The organism is Rhodococcus sp. NKCM2511 (assembly GCF_014905595.1).
Lineage (GTDB): Bacteria > Actinomycetota > Actinomycetes > Mycobacteriales > Mycobacteriaceae > Rhodococcoides > Rhodococcoides fascians.
This window is the reverse complement of the sequence record NZ_BNHJ02000001.1, coordinates 3,037,512-3,052,542: the sequence shown is the minus strand read 5'-3', so window position 1 is coordinate 3,052,542 and position 15,031 is coordinate 3,037,512. Positions and strand designations below refer to the sequence as shown.

15 protein-coding genes are annotated in these 15,031 nt (G+C 64.1%); 10 read left to right on the top strand and 5 right to left on the bottom strand.

All coding sequences use genetic code 11. The annotated features are described in order from the left end of the window. Positions 1-14: 14 nt before the first annotated feature. Positions 15-923, top strand: a complete 909-nt coding sequence (locus tag JLZ96_RS14270; RefSeq protein ID WP_032391161.1) for a LysR family transcriptional regulator — start codon at positions 15-17, stop codon at positions 921-923. A 68-nt stretch (positions 924-991) separates the two neighbouring features. Then, positions 992-2,098 carry a TDT family transporter gene (locus tag JLZ96_RS14265; RefSeq protein ID WP_201010421.1) on the top strand — a complete coding sequence of 369 codons (1,107 nt, stop codon included), beginning with the start codon at positions 992-994 and terminating at the stop codon, positions 2,096-2,098. 11 nt (positions 2,099-2,109) lie between these two features. Here JLZ96_RS14265 and JLZ96_RS14260 read toward each other — a convergent pair whose 3' ends face one another. Next, positions 2,110-2,460: a VOC family protein gene (locus tag JLZ96_RS14260; protein WP_032371721.1), complete on the bottom strand. Its 351-nt coding sequence runs from the start codon at positions 2,458-2,460 to the stop codon at positions 2,110-2,112. A gap of 226 nt (positions 2,461-2,686) precedes the next feature. On the opposite strand from JLZ96_RS14260, the gene JLZ96_RS14255 reads away from it, so the two are divergent. Further along, a complete protein-coding gene (locus JLZ96_RS14255) occupies positions 2,687-3,172 on the top strand; it encodes a MarR family winged helix-turn-helix transcriptional regulator (RefSeq protein ID WP_032385330.1) in 486 nt (161 codons plus the stop codon). 57 nt (positions 3,173-3,229) lie between these two features. Continuing rightward, positions 3,230-5,236, top strand: coding sequence for an MDR family MFS transporter (locus tag JLZ96_RS14250; protein ID WP_201010747.1), 2,007 nt, complete (start codon positions 3,230-3,232; stop codon positions 5,234-5,236). Positions 5,237-5,311: 75 nt separating this feature from the next. On the opposite strand, the gene JLZ96_RS14245 is transcribed toward JLZ96_RS14250, so the two are convergent. Beyond that, on the bottom strand, positions 5,312-6,865 hold the full coding sequence (locus tag JLZ96_RS14245; protein ID WP_027494877.1) for a succinic semialdehyde dehydrogenase: 1,554 nt from the start codon (positions 6,863-6,865) through the stop codon (positions 5,312-5,314). A gap of 156 nt (positions 6,866-7,021) precedes the next feature. Here JLZ96_RS14245 and JLZ96_RS14240 point away from each other — a divergent pair, with 156 nt between their 5' ends. Both JLZ96_RS14240 and JLZ96_RS14235 read left to right on the top strand, forming a co-directional pair. Next, positions 7,022-8,227 (top strand): lipase family protein, encoded by a 1,206-nt coding sequence (locus tag JLZ96_RS14240; protein ID WP_236253974.1) that lies wholly within the window; start codon positions 7,022-7,024, stop codon positions 8,225-8,227. A gap of 108 nt (positions 8,228-8,335) precedes the next feature. Next, the gene (locus JLZ96_RS14235) at positions 8,336-9,088 is read left to right on the top strand and encodes a MerR family transcriptional regulator (RefSeq protein ID WP_201010746.1); all 753 of its coding nucleotides are present in this window, start codon (positions 8,336-8,338) and stop codon (positions 9,086-9,088) included. A gap of 192 nt (positions 9,089-9,280) precedes the next feature. Here the strand turns inward: JLZ96_RS14235 and JLZ96_RS14230 are convergent, their stop codons facing one another. Beyond that, positions 9,281-10,312, bottom strand: coding sequence for an amidohydrolase family protein (locus tag JLZ96_RS14230; RefSeq protein ID WP_236253972.1), 1,032 nt, complete (start codon positions 10,310-10,312; stop codon positions 9,281-9,283). A gap of 115 nt (positions 10,313-10,427) precedes the next feature. On the opposite strand from JLZ96_RS14230, the gene JLZ96_RS14225 reads away from it, so the two are divergent. Beyond that, positions 10,428-10,811 (top strand): DUF5313 family protein, encoded by a 384-nt coding sequence (locus tag JLZ96_RS14225; RefSeq protein ID WP_094651481.1) that lies wholly within the window; start codon positions 10,428-10,430, stop codon positions 10,809-10,811. Between the two features lie 24 nt (positions 10,812-10,835). Next, the gene (gene rraA, locus JLZ96_RS14220; protein ID WP_027494882.1) at positions 10,836-11,315 is read left to right on the top strand and encodes a ribonuclease E activity regulator RraA; all 480 of its coding nucleotides are present in this window, start codon (positions 10,836-10,838) and stop codon (positions 11,313-11,315) included. Between the two features lie 63 nt (positions 11,316-11,378). On the opposite strand, the gene JLZ96_RS14215 is transcribed toward rraA, so the two are convergent. Further along, entirely contained in the window at positions 11,379-12,218 is an 840-nt protein-coding gene (locus JLZ96_RS14215) for an alpha/beta fold hydrolase (RefSeq protein ID WP_032374210.1), read from the bottom strand. Positions 12,219-12,321: 103 nt separating this feature from the next. On the opposite strand from JLZ96_RS14215, the gene JLZ96_RS14210 reads away from it, so the two are divergent. After that, positions 12,322-12,882 carry a TetR/AcrR family transcriptional regulator gene (locus JLZ96_RS14210; RefSeq protein ID WP_027494884.1) on the top strand — a complete coding sequence of 187 codons (561 nt, stop codon included), beginning with the start codon at positions 12,322-12,324 and terminating at the stop codon, positions 12,880-12,882. A 66-nt stretch (positions 12,883-12,948) separates the two neighbouring features. After that, a complete protein-coding gene (locus JLZ96_RS14205) occupies positions 12,949-14,097 on the top strand; it encodes a serine hydrolase (RefSeq protein WP_201010419.1) in 1,149 nt (382 codons plus the stop codon). Here JLZ96_RS14205 and JLZ96_RS14200 read toward each other — a convergent pair whose 3' ends face one another. Then, a complete protein-coding gene (locus JLZ96_RS14200; RefSeq protein WP_201010418.1) occupies positions 14,098-15,009 on the bottom strand; it encodes an aminotransferase class IV in 912 nt (303 codons plus the stop codon). Between the last annotated feature and the right edge of the window lie 22 nt (positions 15,010-15,031).

The following is a 15,031-nucleotide window of genomic DNA, read 5'->3' as shown; positions in this document are numbered from 1 at the left end:
CGTAGGCTCGACCTGTGCCGCTTCCCCCTCACGTTGCCGATCTCACCAGCATCGATCTGTTGCTGTCGGTGGCAGAGCTCGGCAGCATCGGCCGTGCCGGACACGCCCACGGCATGTCGCAGCCCGCGGCAAGTTCTCGCATTCGCGCGCTGGAGCGTCGCGTCGGAGCGCCGTTGTTGAAGCGGGGCGCACGCGGAACGGTGCTGACCGAGTTCGGCGAGCTCGTCGCGAGTTGGGCAGCGCCGGTCGTCCGGTCGGCAGAGGACTTGGCGACGGCGATCGCCACGCTGCACGCCGAGCGCATCGGTCACCTGCAGATCGCGGCCAGTCAGACTGTCGCCGAATATCTTCTGCCGAGATGGCTGGTCACACTGCATACAAAATTGCCCCAGATCGTGCCCACGCTGAGCTCGGGCAATTCGGCGGTGGTCGCCGCGACGGTGCTCGCCGGAGACGCAGACCTGGGGTTCATCGAAAACCCCAGTGTCCAGGCCGAACTCACGTACCGCACCGTCGCAACCGACGAACTGGTTCTCGTCGTGGCACCCGGACATCCGTGGGCACACACTGCACCGTCGACCGCGCAGGTAGTCGAGACGGCGCTGGTCACCCGCGAGGCCGGGTCGGGAACCAGGTCGGTGTACGAGAGTTCGGTTGCTGCAGCAGGTTTCGGCCCGCCCACGACTCCTCTACTGGAAGTGTCGTCGACGACGGCTATCAAGTCCGCTGTGGCGGCGGGGATCGGCGGTGCCGTCCTCAGTTCACTGGCCGTCGCGACGGAGCTGGCGGCGGGCAGTCTGATCGGAGTGCCGCTCCCCGATCTGTCCCTGCACAGAGACTTGCGCGCCATCTGGCGATCGGGCCGTGAGCCCAGTGGCCCGGCCGCAGAACTTCTGACGGTCGCAGGGTCCATCCAGCCATAATCTCCGGTTATGGCTGGATGGCGAATTGCTGCCTACCGGACATGGGCCGCGTCGCGCACAGTGAAGTCATGACCGTCCTCGAGTCCGTCTCGTATGCACCCCGGCTGTCGCGCAGGCGGACCGTCGAGCACATCACCCCCAACTGGTTCGCCGCCGTCATGGGAACCGGCATCGTCGCCACCGCGGCCGCCACACTTCCCGTCGACCTTCCTGCGTTGCACGTCTTCGCCGTCGTCGTATGGGTACTCGCTGCCGCAGCACTCGCAGTGATCGGCGCGGCGTTCGTGCAGCATTGGATCGGTTACCGCGCACGCGCAGTCGACTACGCGCAGCACCCGGTGATGATGCAGTTCTACGGCGCACCGCCCATGGCCTTGCTCACCGTCGGTGCCGGGGCCGGCCTTCTCGGCGGAGACCTCATCGGTCCCACGGCGGCCACGGCACTGTTCGCAGTCCTGTGGGTCGTCGGCACGATCACCGGCCTGCTCACCAGCGTCGCGGTGCCGTTTCGCATGGTTACGGCCGGTCCCCGAGAGCAGGTCACGGCATTGCCGTCGTGGTTGATGCCCGTCGTCCCGCCGATGGTGTCGGCATCGACCGGAGCGTTGCTGCTCCCTCACCTGCCCGACGGCCAGTGGCGGTTGGCGCTGCTGTGCGCGTGCTACGCGATGTTCGGGCTGTCGCTGACCGTCGGAATGCTCACCATGACGTTGATCTACGGACGCCTGCTGCACGGCGGTCTGCCGTCCGTCGACGCGGCTCCGACGGTCTGGATCACGCTGGGGTTGATCGGCCAGTCGGTCACGGCGGCCAATCTGCTGGGCAACGATGCAGCGATGGTGTTCACCGGTGCGCAGTCGTCGATCGCCGTCGGGCTGCACGTCGTCGGGATCGGCTACGGCTTGATCATGGGCGGATTCGGCGCGCTGATGTTCGCACTGGCCACTGCACTGACCGTGCACGCGGCGCGGAGGAAGATGAGCTTCTCACTGACGTGGTGGTCGTTCACGTTCCCGATCGGCACCTGCGTCACCGGAGCGACCGCACTGGGCAATGCCCTCGATTTCGGCGCGGTCCGTGCCCTTGCCGTACTGCTGTACGTCGTGCTCGTGACGGCCTGGATCACCGTCGCTACTCGAACCCTCCGAGGCGTGTGGCGAGGAAACCTGCTGTAGCCCAGCTGATCTCACATGTGCGCGAGCACGTTCACCACGTTGCCGCCTGCGTCTCGGAAGAAGAATCGGCGCACGCCCCACTCCTCGTTGGTGATCTCGTACACGATCTCGAAATTCGCATCCACCGCGGCGCGGTAGGCCGCGTCGACGTCGTCCACTTCGAGAGACGCCGACGGATTCACCGGGCCGGTGGGGTCGACGGTGATCAGACTCAGTTGCGCGGTGCTGTCTCCCGGTGACGCAAGTGTGGCGATCCAACCGTGGTTCATCACCACCTCCATGCCGGTGACCTGGACATACGCGTCCAGCGCCGCATCGAGATCGGTGACCGTGAGCAGGGGCATCGCGCGCACAACGTCCATGTTCGGACTGTATCGCCCTCCCCTGGGCCCCAGATCGGCTCCCCAGCTTCGGATTTGTGCCGCCGATCGCAGGCTGGAATCCAGATCGGGGGAGCCGATCCCCCACCACGGCCCCACCTCGCCACGACGCTGTGACCCACCAGACAGGAATATTGTTTGCTTAGCGCATGTATGTATATATATGGTTGCAGACAGCAAGTAAATCGAACTCAGCGTTGGAGTACTCATGGCAGTTCAATCCACGACAGCGGAATCGCTCGTCGAAGAGGTTTTCCTCTTCGGGCGCACGCTGAAGCGGGCCGTGACCACCGGAGTCGAGGATTCACCGTTGCCGCAGGCGCTGACCGGAGTTCTGGCCATCCTCGCGACAGAGGGTGAATGCAGACAGACCGACCTCGCCAGCAGGCTCTGCGTCAGCCAGTCCGCCCTCAGCCGGCAGATCGCGGACCTCGTCGAACTCGGCTACATCGATCGGCATCCCGATCCGGACGACAGACGAGCGTCCCGGGTCTGCGTGTCGGACGACGGCCAGGCTCGACTGAAACAGATTTGGGACAGGCGAGCTCGTCGCCTGGCAGAGATGTTGAGCGAGTGGAGCGAAACCGAGGCGCTCGATGCCCTCGATTCCATCCGCAAGCTCAACGACACGTTCACCGAAGACGCCCACGCCCAGCACCAGGACGTGGCCCGCATTGAATTGATTGCGAGATAACCAATGACAACATCCGCGGAGAATCCGCCGAATCAGGCAGTCGCCGATCCCGATGCGATGACGCATCGCCAGATCCTCGAAGCCCTCACCGGTCTGCTGGCCGCGCTGTTCACCGCGCTGCTGAGCACCACCATCGTCTCGACCGCATTGCCGACCATCATCGGTGACCTGAAGGGTTCGCAGACCGCGTACGCCTGGGTCATCACCACCGCCCTGTTGGCCAACGCCGCGTCGACGCCCATCTGGGGCAAGCTCGCCGACCTGTTCAACAAGAAGGTCTTGGTCCAGAGCTCGATTCTGATCTTCGTCGCGGGCTCGCTCATCGCCGGCTTCGCGCACAACGTTCCGGTGCTGCTCGCCGCACGTGTGGTGCAGGGCATCGGCATGGGTGGCCTGACGGCACTCGTCATCGCCATCATCGGAACCATCGTCTCCCCGCGTGATCGTGGCCGCTACTCCGGTTACACCGGTGCCGTCATGGCCGTATCGATGTCCGGTGGCCCCATCCTCGGCGGCGTCATCGTCGACAGCCCCCTCGGGTGGCGCTGGTGCTTCTTCGTCTGCGTCCCGTTGGCTGTCATCGCCCTCGGCCTGCTGCAGAAGACGCTGCACATCAAGACCGTCCGCAAGGACAATGTCTCCATCGACTGGCTCGGCGCACTTCTGCTGACCGCAGGCGTGTCCGTTCTCCTCGTGTGGGTTTCGTTCGCCGGCAAGGCCGACTACTACGCCTGGATCTCTCGTGAGACCGCGTACCTCGTGGGCGGCGGAGTTGCGCTGCTCGTCCTGACGATCATCGTCGAGGCTCGGCACAAGTCGCCGATCATCCCGCTCAAGATCGTCACCGAGCGCACCACCGGCCTGGCCATCATCGCGTCCATCGCCGTCGGCGTCGGCCTCTTCGGAGCCACCACGTTCCTCGGCCAGTACTTCCAGACTGCTCGCGGCTACACCCCCACCGAAGCTGGATTGCTGTCCATCCCACTGGTATTCGGCATGCTTGTCGCCTCCGTGGGCTCCGGTCAGCTGATCACCAAGTTCGGTCAGTGGAAGCCGTTCATCGTCACCGGCTCCATCTTGCTGGTCATCGGATTCCTGCTGCTGGGCACCATCGACCACGCCACCAGCCTGGTGACGGTCGGCATCTTCATCACCATCGTCGGTCTCGGTACCGGCATGCTGATGCAGAATCTCGTTCTCGCAGTGCAGAACACGGTCAGTGTGCAGAACGTCGGTGCAGCATCGTCGACGGTTGCCTTCTTCCGAACCTTCGGCGGAGCGATCGGCGTCTCGGTTCTCGGTTCGCTGCTGGCAACCCGTGTCGCCGAGAAGTCGGCAGCCGGTCTGGCGCAGCTCGGTGTGGACGGTTCGGCCGGAGGCGGCGGATCGCTCGACCTCACGGCACTGCCTGCTCCGATCGTCAGCGTCATCCGCACCGCATACGGCGACGCGACCGGACGCATCTTCATGATCGCCGGCTTCGTTGCGATCGTCACGCTCATCGCAGTGGTCTTCATCCCGAATCGCCCGCTGCGCAAGACGATCGACATCGCGTCGGCACCGGCGCAGGGACCCGTCGCCGATCCGAACAAGACCGATCTGGACCAGAACGATCTCGGCGCTGATGCTCAGGCACAGCCCGAGCGTCGGGAACAGCTCGCCGAGATCCCGTCCTTCGGGGCGACTCAGGACTACGTCGGAGCGCAGTACGGCAACGAACGTCGCTTCGAGCGTCGCAACGAAGGTCGCCACGAGGCTCAGCCGGGTCAGCGTCCCTTCGATGGACTGAGCACCGATGCCCGTGATCGACTGCTCTCGCTGCTGCTGCCCCAGCCTGAGGACACGTTGACCGCACTCGACGAGGCCGAGGCCATTCGCGCCGAGGTGATCGAGCTGCAACAGGAGCTCGACGCCAAGATGCTCGACTTCGATGCAGTGTGCGAGCGACTCCGCCGACTCGGACTCAGCGAGCAGCAGGTGGCTCGGGTGTTGGGAGACAACCACATTCCCGACAGCCACAATCACTACGCCAACGCCGGACTGAACGGCCACAGCGTCAACTGATCTGCCACAGAACAGCGAAAGGCCCCGCACACCCGAAAGGGAGTGCGGGGCCTTTTCTCGTCCGTCTACCGACTACTACCGGCCGGGTATGTACTTCAGCGCTTTGACGAAGGGAGGCATGATCTTTGCCCACAGCTTCGGCGGAAGTCCGCGCGGTCCACCGAGATTGAGCAGGCGGGTCGTCGCGATGGTCTGCGGCTCGGTGTACTTGAGCAGTCCCTCGTTTCCGTGCCTACGGCCCATTCCGGAGACGCCCATTCCGCCCATCGGCGCACCGGTGGTGCCCCACGTCGGCGCGTAACCCTCGTCGACGTTGACCGTGCCCGCGTGCAGACGTGCCGCAATGGCCTCGCCCTGCGCCTTCGTCTTGGCCCAGACACTCGCATTCAATCCGTAGTCGGTGTCGTTGGCCTTCGCGATGGCCTCGTCGACGTCGGCGACGGGGTAGATCGACACCAGCGGCCCGAAGGTCTCGGTCGCCGCGCACTCCATGTCCTCGGTGACGTTCGTCAGCAACGTCGGCTCGTAGAACAGCGGGCCGATGTCGGGACGCGCCTTGCCGCCCGCGACGACCGTCGCGCCCTTGACCTTGGCGTCGTCGACGTGCGCCGAGACCGTCTTGATCTGGTCCTCGGAGATGAGGCTGCCCATTTCGATGCCGAACTCGTAATCGGCACCCACGGTCATGTTGCGTACCCGCTGGCCGAACTTCTCGGTGAACTCGGCGGCGATCGACTTCTCGACGTAGATGCGCTCGATGGAGATGCAGAGCTGACCGGAGTTGGAGAAGCAGGCGCGCACTGCCGCGTCGGATACTTCCCGCAGGTTCGCGCCCTTCGCGACGATCATGGCGTTCTTGCCGCCGAGCTCGGCGGAGAAACCGATGAGTCGACGCCCCGCCTGTTCGGCCAGGAGCTGACCGGTGGCCGTGGAGCCGGTGAACATGACGTATTCGGTGTTCTCGACGATCGCGGTGCCCACCACCGAGCCGGGGCCGGGGACCACGGCGAACAGGTCGCGGGGCAGACCGGCCTTGTAGAGCAGCTCGACGCAGGCCAGCGCGCAGTACGGCGTCTGGCTGTCGGGCTTGAGCACGACGCCGTTGCCGGCCAGCAGCGCCGGAATGGCGTCGGACACCGCGAGAGTCATCGGGTAGTTCCACGGCGAGATGATTCCGACGACGCCCTTGGGCTGGTACCGAACGCGAGTCTTGGTCAGCACGGGAAGCATGCCGGTGACCTTCTTCGGGGCCAGCAGTTTGGCGGCCGTGCGTGCGTAGTGCCGCGAGGTCATCGAGATGTCGAGGACTTCCTCGAGGGCGGCGGCGCGGGACTTGCCCGTCTCGGCCTGCGCCATGTCCATGAGCTCGTCGCGGTGCGCGAGCACCAGGTCGCGGTAGCGGTGGAAGATCTCTGCGCGCTCGGAGACCGGGCGCTTGGCCCAGGCCGCCTGAGCGGTACGGACGCGAGCGATCGCAGCCAGAGCATCTGCAGCCGTGCCGACCGGAATGGTCGCCAGCTCCTTACCGGTGAACACCTCGGTGATCGTCTTGGTGGGACGCGAGTCCGCGTCGGGAATGGCGATGAGATCAGCGAGCCGGGAAAAGGTCGCAGTGGACGGAGCAGGCATTTTTGCATCCCTACTGATGAGTAGTGTTCGGAGTAACAGACAACCTACCTGGTCTTCGGCTCAGTTCACAGGGCCGATGTTCCCTGGCCCTGTGGCACGATGGGCGGTGGTCTACTCCGACGTCGGGGCGTTCGGAAGCAACAGGGTGGGGAATCCATGCGCAAGGCACTAGTTCTGGCCGGAGCAGCAGCACTGATGGTGGTATTCGCGGGGTCTGCGCAGGCAGATCCGGTCCAAGATTTCATTGCTCCGCCGAGCGATCCGGATGCGTATCTCCCCTCGTCACTCGGCGATCCGTGGTTCGATCCGCCGGCGGGATACGAGAATCTCGTGCCCGGCACTGTCCTCGCTCGACGAGATGTCGCGGTGACGCCCGAGGCCTCGTCCGTCCAATTGCTCTTCCGCTCCACCGATTCGAAGAATCGTCCCATCGCAGCGGCGACGACGGTGCTGACTCCCACTGCGCCGTGGACCGGTGGTGGAGATCGCCCTGTCATCGCATACAACGAGGCGACGGATTCACTCGGCAACACGTGCGCGCCGTCGTACACCCTCCCGCGGGGCAACAACAAAGAGATCGATCAGGTCCGGATCCTCCTCGGCCGCGGTTACACCGTGGTGATGACGGACTATCAGGGGCCGCGTCAGGCGTATTCGGCCGGTCTCGTGTCGGGGCACACCGTGCTCGACGGTCTGCGCGCCTCCCGGACTGCAGGCGTGAGCGCGGATGCACCCATCGGCATCACCGGATATTCCGGCGGTGCGATCGCGTCTGGCTGGGCGGCGCAGTTGGCCCCCGAGTACGCACCCGAGCTGAACATCGCCGGAGTCGCGTTCGGCGGCCCGCCGACCGATTACAAGATTCTGCAGACGTCGCTCAACGGCCAGATCGGATCGGGCTTGTTCACTGCGGCGACGATCGGACTGTCCCGGGAGTACCCGGAGATGCGGCAGCTCGCCAACGACAACGGCAAGCGACTGGCGCTGGCGCAGAAGGATCAATGCGTGGATGTGTTGTCCTACAGCGGACTACTGCTGTTGGACCAGCGAAATCTCTCCAACGTCCCTGATGTCTTCGCGCATCCGATCACCACGGCCGTCGTCGAGGAAAACCGCATGGGCCAGACGAAGCCGGACGCGCCGGTGTACATCTACCAGGGCCTGCAGGACTTCCTCATTCCCAAAGAAGGTGCCGAGGCCGTGCAGGATCAGTGGTGTGCAGCGGGAGCATCGGTACATCTGGAAGAGGTGCCCGGCGACCATTCACAGGCCCAGACCAACGGCCGTCCCGGTGCCTACGACTGGCTGGCGCAACGCCTGGCCGGAGTACCCACCTCGGGTTGCGAACGTGTGATTCGCTAGAGGTCGGTAGCGAATCGTTTTCGTCTTGACCCTCACGCCACGGGAGGCAGCACAGTGTCCTTCGTGAGTGATTCGTCCGCGAACAGTTCGGTTGACGTCCAGGTCGGCATGCAGGTCGGCGCGGTCTCGAAGTTGGTGGGTGTCAGCGTCAGAACGCTGCATCACTACGACGAGATCGCGTTGGTGGTGCCGTCGGGCAGAACCCCCAAGGGCTATCGGACGTATTCGTCGGCCGATGTCGAACGGCTGCATCAGGTACTGACCTACCGCGAGCTCGGGTTCCCACTCGACGTCATTGCAGCGTTGCTCGACGACCCGGCCGTCGACGCGATGGCGCATCTACGTCGGCAGCGCGAGCTGCTCGGCGAGCGGATCGATCACTTGCACGCAATGGCTGCGGCCGTGGACAAGATGATGGAGGCGAAGAAGATGGGTATGCAATTGACTCCCGAGGAGCAGCGAGAGATCTTCGGCGACAACTGGACCGGCGAGGAATACGCCGAGGAGGCCGAGCAGCGCTGGGGCGAAACCGACGAGTGGAAGCAGTCTCAGCAGCGGACGGCGTCGTTCACCAAGGACGATTGGAAGGCCGTCAAGGAAGAGACGGACCTCCTGGAAGCCGATCTCGCTGCCGCGATGCAGCGGGGTGTGTCGCCGGATTCCCCCGAAGCCGGGGTACTGGCCGAACGTCATCGCGCGTCGATCGAGCGGTACTACGACTGCGGTTACGAGATGCAGGTGAACCTGGCGGAGATGTACATCGCCGACGAGCGATTTGCCAAGCACTACAACGATATCGCCGACGGTTTGGCGCAGTACCTTCGCGACGTCATCGTCGCGAACGCCGCTCGTCAGGGCTGACTCGTCTCGATCCGCACCCCTTTTCGGAATCCGCGCCTCCTGCAGGGGGTGCGGATTCCGACCCGGGGCGTAGATGTCCGGGCGAAGGCTGCTCGTCAGGGTTGACGCGAGCGGCAGGCGGCATTCATCTGCCAATCCCAGTGCCCCGAGAACGGTTGTAGTGCTTGCGCTTTCATCGAACTCCCGTACGGATCAGACACTCAACAGACTGCGGGCATTGTCGGATGTGACGGCGCGCCAGTTCTCCAGTCCACCGTCCGCGGCACCGGCGTCGAGCGATCGCAGTTGTTCTTGCACAGCGGCGATCGGCGAGAAGCAGTAGTCGCTGCCGTACACCAGACGATCGGGCCCGACCGCCGACAGCAATGCCGGCAACTGCCTCGGAACCGGCGTACCGGCGAAGTCGAACCACATGCGCTGCAATACATTCGGCGTCGACGGGGTACCGAGACCGACCTGCGTCCGGAAGAAGTCGACCCGATCTGCCAACAGCGGCAGTACTCCGCCGCCATGAGTGAACACCCAACGGATGTGAGGGAACCGATCGACCACGCCCAGCAGAATCAAGTCGATGACGGTTCGCGCTGTGTCGAAGAGGAATTCGACCATCGGAGCGGGCCTACCGAGCGCTACCGCAGCTGCATTCGGCGGCGAGGTGGGATGCACGAAGACCACCGCCGAACGCGCATCGAGCGCGGTGAGCAGTGGCGTCAGCACCGCGTTGCCCAGATACATGCCGCCGGCGTTCGACATCACGGTGACCCCGTCGGCACCGAGCCGATCGAGAGCCCGAATGGCCTCGACCGTCGAGTCGACGACGTTCGGAAGGGGCAGCGACGCAAAGAATCCGAGTCGTGGCTGACCCTGGGCAACTCCGGCTCCGAAGTCATTGACCCGTCGGGCCAGATCGGCAGCCTTACCGTCGTCCCCGAAGTGCACCCCAGGGCTCGACACGGACAGGATCGCACTGTCGATCCCGCACCGGTCCATCATCTGCAGATGCTCGGTCACCGACCAGGACGGCCACTTCGGCATGCCGTCGGGAAAGACGATGCCGGACGCGAGCGCTTCGCGCAGATAGAAGTCGGGGACCATGTGCGAGTGCACGTCCACTACTCCCCCGGCAGCAGGTTTCGGCGACGCCGACGCGGTCGCAGCGGACAAAACGACGCCCGAGAGCGTGGCTGCACCGAGCGCGCCGAGCAAGGTTCTGCGATCGATCACGGTCTACGTCCTTGTCGTCGACACCACCCGGTCCGAACTGACGCTATCGTCACATATGAGATTATCCGCAGTCAACGGTGACTTGTACCAACTGATGTAGGACTAGCATGGCGCGATGACGACCGAACGCACGAAGCCCAGTCCTGCGCAATTTGTGGGGTACTCGTTCGGTCGTGTCCTGCCCCCGTCGATGCAGGATTGGGTCCGAAACGACCTCGTCGGCAACGGTGCCCAGGTGCGCTACCTGGCTCGATTCACGGTTCCCGTCATCCCGTTGCTGCTGCTGTTCCTGCTGATTCCCGGCCCACTGTGGATGTCGCTGGCGATGATGGCATTGCTGTTCATTCCGCTGGTGTACTTCGCGATAGCGCTGATGAACGTCTATCGGCGGCACCGGTTGCTCATTCACGGCCTCGATCCCCAGTTGATCAACGCCAAGGCGCAGACACGCGTCGACCGCACCCGGGACGACTACGAGCGACGTCACGGCCGCGGCTGACGATCGGACGTTAGTCTTCTGCGCATGACTTCACCTGTGGAATTCAAAGCAACCGCTGATCTGGCCGACGAGATCGGTCCCGACATCCGCAGCTGCGACACCCAGTTCATCCAGTTCGGCAAGCACACCGAGTTCGCCGGACCCATCACCACCATCCGCTGCTTCCAGGACAACTTGCTGGTCAAGCAGACGTTGAGCGAGCCCGGCAACGGCGGCGTTCTCGTGGTCGACGGCGACGCCAGCATCCACACCGCGCTCGTCGGCGACATCATCGCCGGGCGGGGTGTCGACAACGGCTGGGCAGGCGTCATCGTCAACGGCGCTGTGCGGGACTCGGCGATTCTGCGCACCCTCGACATCGGCGTCAAGGCATTGGGGACGAACCCACGCAAGAGCACGCAGACGGGATCAGGCGAGAAGAACGTGCCGGTGACCTTCGGCGGCGTCACCTTCACCCCCGGCGAGATCGTCTACAGCGATCACGATGGAGTGGTCGCGGTCTGATCCGACGCGAAAGGGACGGCCGCGGTGCCGTCCCTTTCTGTTGCGTCTTGTACGACGTCGGTGCTACTTCACGAATGCGAGAAGCGCGTCGTTCACTTCCTGGAAGTGTGTCCACAGCAGCCCGTGGGGTGCGCCGTCGACCTCGACGTACGTTGCCTCCGGGAACGCCTCGTGGAACGGGCGGCCGGTGGAGTCGATCGGCAGGATGTTGTCGGCCGTGCCGTGCAGGATCAGCGTCGGCTTGCCCGATGCGCGGACCTTCTCGACGTCTCCGCGAAAGTCTTCGAGCCAGGTGGGCACGACGGCATAGGCCGCGACGGGCGCGCTGGTGGTGGCGGTGTTCCAGCTGGCGCGCACGGTGGCCTCGCTGATGCGGCTGCCGAGGTTCTCGTCGAGGTTGTAGAAGTCCTTGTAGAAGTTCTCGAACCAGGTGAAACGATCCTCGCGCGCTGCGGTCTCGATGCCGTCGAACACCGACTGCGGAACGCCGGTGGGGTTGTCGTCGGTCTGTAGCAGGAACGGCTCGAGCGAGGCGAGAAACGCGAACTTGGCGACGCGATCGGTGCCGTACTTCGCGGCATACCGAGCCAGTTCTCCTGTGCCCATGGAGAATCCGACGAGGATGACGTTGTTCAGGTCGAGCTCGGTGAGTACCTTGTCCAAGTCTGCAGCGAAGGTGTCGTAGTTGTAGCCGACGGTGGGCTTGCTCGACTGCCCGAATCCACGGCGGTCGTAGGTGATGACGCGGTAGCCGGCATCGAGCAGCGCACGCGACTGGCGCTCCCAGGAGTTGCCGTCGAGCGGGTAGCCGTGGATGAGCACAACCGGCTGGCCGGAGCCGTGATCCTCGTAGTAGACCTCGACGGGGGTGGAGTTCTCGGTTCCGACGTTGATGTACGCCATGATCCTGCCTTCCTGTGTCCTGAACATCGAGCGGGAGAACGGTCGTTCTCTCCGTGTGTGGACTACTGTAGAGAACGTTGGTTCTCTCGGCAAGGGGTAAGCGATGACCATTACGGAAATCGGACGGGCACAGGTGGTGAACGCCGCGGACGAATTGTTTTATGCGCGCGGCATCCAGGCCGTCGGCATGGATGAGCTGCGCACCGCAGCGGGAATCTCTCTCAAACGCATGTACACACTGTTTCCGTCCAAGACGGCCATCGTGGCCGAGGTCCTCCGTGGCCGCACTGCCCAGTGGAACGACGGGATCCGCGCCGAGGCGGACCGACACGACACGCCGCGCGGAAAGCTGTTGTCCATCTTCGACTTCCTGGATCGATGGTTTCGAGAGGACGACTTTCGCGGGTGCGCGTTCATCAACTCCTTCGGCGAACTGGGCGCAACCATGCCCGAGGTCGCCGACGCCGCGCATCAGCACAAGAAACGTTTCATCGAGTACGTCACCGCCTTGGCCGTCGAAGATGGATGCGAGCCGACCGTCGGTCTGCAAATCGCACTTCTCGCCGAGGGTGCTCAAACCACCGCCGCCATCACCGAACTGGCCGAATCCGCCTCTGCAGCAAAGACTGCGGCCGAGGTTCTGTTGAATTCGAGCGCGAAGTGACCGGCATCGCGGATCACTGACATTTGACACTGAAATTGTCCGTTTCGGGACGTTAGTGTCGAATCCATGAGCAAGCTACGAGTCCTCGCCGCCCTCACCGTCTCGACGTTCCTGCTGGTCAGTGGATGCACGTCGTCCGACGAGCCCTCAGCCGTGCAGGCGACCACTACGACGACGTCGAGTGGGAACATCAGGACCGACGACGTCCAGGCGGCTCTGGACGCGCTGGTAGCGGCCGGGTCCGTCGCCGCTGTCGCGCAGGTGCGCGACGGCGAGGATTCCTGGTCGGGAGCGGCAGGACTCGTCGAGCGTGATGGCACCGAGCCGGCGGGTGCCGATGATCCGGTGCGCATTGCAAGCGTCACCAAGTCGATGGTCGCGGCGGTGGTGCTGCAGCTCGTCGACGAGGGAAAGCTGCAGCTCGATCAGCGGGTCGACGAACTCCTTCCGGGCCTGCTGTCCAAGTCCGTCACCGTCCGACAACTGCTCGACCACACGAGCGGAATACCCGACTACCTCACCGGACTCGATACGGCGCAGCAGATCGCTTCTCGCGCCGATGATTCCGTCTCCGACGATGAGCTGATCTCGAAGGCATCGGCCATGCCGTGGACAAGTGAACCGGGCCAGGAGTTCAGCTACTCGAACACCAACTACGTTCTACTCGGGCGGATCGTGGCCGATCTCGATGGGAAGCCCGTCGGACAGTCGTTGCAGGACAGGATCTTCGAACCTCTGCAGATGACCGACACCACCTACCCCACCGACACTGATATCGCCGGCGATGCACTGCACGGCTACGTGCTGGAGAACGGGATCTACACCGACGTCACCGAATACGACGCGAGTATCTGGTCTTCGGGTGCTGCTGTGGTGTCCACGGTCGGCGATCTCAACACCTTCTTCAGAGCGCTGTTCGACGGCATGCTCATCCCGCAGAACCTGATCGACGAGATGCAGGTCCTCACGCCGTCCGCGTATGGACTCGGACTGCTGCTCGGCGGCGATGCCTGCAATCCCGGTTCCGGGGAACTGGTATTCGGTCAGCGCGGCAACGGCTTCGGCTACAGCACTCTCGCGTTCGCGAGTCCGGACGGGGAGCGCCAAGTCGCACTGTCGTGGACCTCCGCGGCACCTGACCCCGCAACCGATCCCCTGTTCCAGTACGCCAGCGCCGCGCTCATTGCCGGACTCGAGTCGACCTGCCCGGCGTAGCTAGAGGGTCGTCACCCAGCCGTGCACTTCGTCGCTCGTGAGTGCAGCCTGGTGACGCTTCCGCAGAGTGAGCGTCGTCGGTCCGGTTTCCTTGGTTCCTATTGCGCGGCCGTCGATTTCGTATACCGGGGCAACCCCGGCCGACGTGCCACACACGAAGACCTCGTCGGCGATGTACAGCTCGGTGAGGTCGACGGTGCGTTCCTGAACCGTCATTCCTTCTTCGCGCGCCAACGTCAGGAGCGTTCGACGGTTGATGCCATCGAGAATGTCGCTGGTGACGTCAGGCGTGACGAGCACGCCGTTTCGGACGAGGAAGATGTTGGCGGCACTGAGCTCGCAGACGTGTCCGTTGATGTCGAGGAAGATGCAGTCGTCGAAACCGCTGTCGATCGCATCCTGTTTCGCCAGAACGGAATTGACGTACGCACCGTTCACCTTGGCGCGGGAGGGAATGGCGTAGTCGGGAATGCGACGCCAGACACTTGTCTTCAACCGCATGCCGTCCTGCGGCACAATGGGATTGGCGTCGTAGAGGAAGATCGACACTGTCGTGTGCAGGCCACGGACCCGTGTTCCGGGAATGGACTCGTCGACGTGGACGGTTGCCCGCACGTACACCTCGTCGGTCGGGGCGTTGGCGGCGATCACGTCGCGTGTCGCCTGTACGAACCGCTCGAACGTCCACTGTGACGCGAACGTGTCGATACCGATGATCTTGCAGGACTCGACGAGTCGCTGGTAGTGATCGAGTAGCCGAAACGCGGTGCGCCGATCTCCGTCCACCTGCACCGGAAACACGGTGTAGACACTCAGGCCGTAGAGGACGGCCGAGGTCGCGACCCCGAGTGTCGCGTCCTGCGCATCGACCAGTCTGTCGCCGAAATACACCTTCGAGTGCGGGAGTGCCATGCGGCGATGCTAGTCGCCCGGT

Coding starts and splice junctions, on each gene's coding strand:
- JLZ96_RS14265 (WP_201010421.1), top strand. CDS start 992: ATGACCGTCCTCGAGTCCGTCTCGTATGCACCCCGGCTGTCGCGCAGG.
- JLZ96_RS14260 (WP_032371721.1), bottom strand. CDS start 2,460: ATGGACGTTGTGCGCGCGATGCCCCTGCTCACGGTCACCGATCTCGAT.
- JLZ96_RS14255 (WP_032385330.1), top strand. CDS start 2,687: ATGGCAGTTCAATCCACGACAGCGGAATCGCTCGTCGAAGAGGTTTTC.
- JLZ96_RS14250 (WP_201010747.1), top strand. CDS start 3,230: ATGACGCATCGCCAGATCCTCGAAGCCCTCACCGGTCTGCTGGCCGCG.
- JLZ96_RS14245 (WP_027494877.1), bottom strand. CDS start 6,865: ATGCCTGCTCCGTCCACTGCGACCTTTTCCCGGCTCGCTGATCTCATC.
- JLZ96_RS14240 (WP_236253974.1), top strand. CDS start 7,022: ATGCGCAAGGCACTAGTTCTGGCCGGAGCAGCAGCACTGATGGTGGTA.
- JLZ96_RS14235 (WP_201010746.1), top strand. CDS start 8,336: ATGCAGGTCGGCGCGGTCTCGAAGTTGGTGGGTGTCAGCGTCAGAACG.
- JLZ96_RS14225 (WP_094651481.1), top strand. CDS start 10,428: ATGACGACCGAACGCACGAAGCCCAGTCCTGCGCAATTTGTGGGGTAC.
- rraA (WP_027494882.1), top strand. CDS start 10,836: ATGACTTCACCTGTGGAATTCAAAGCAACCGCTGATCTGGCCGACGAG.
- JLZ96_RS14215 (WP_032374210.1), bottom strand. CDS start 12,218: ATGGCGTACATCAACGTCGGAACCGAGAACTCCACCCCCGTCGAGGTC.
- JLZ96_RS14210 (WP_027494884.1), top strand. CDS start 12,322: ATGACCATTACGGAAATCGGACGGGCACAGGTGGTGAACGCCGCGGAC.
- JLZ96_RS14205 (WP_201010419.1), top strand. CDS start 12,949: ATGAGCAAGCTACGAGTCCTCGCCGCCCTCACCGTCTCGACGTTCCTG.
- JLZ96_RS14200 (WP_201010418.1), bottom strand. CDS start 15,009: ATGGCACTCCCGCACTCGAAGGTGTATTTCGGCGACAGACTGGTCGAT.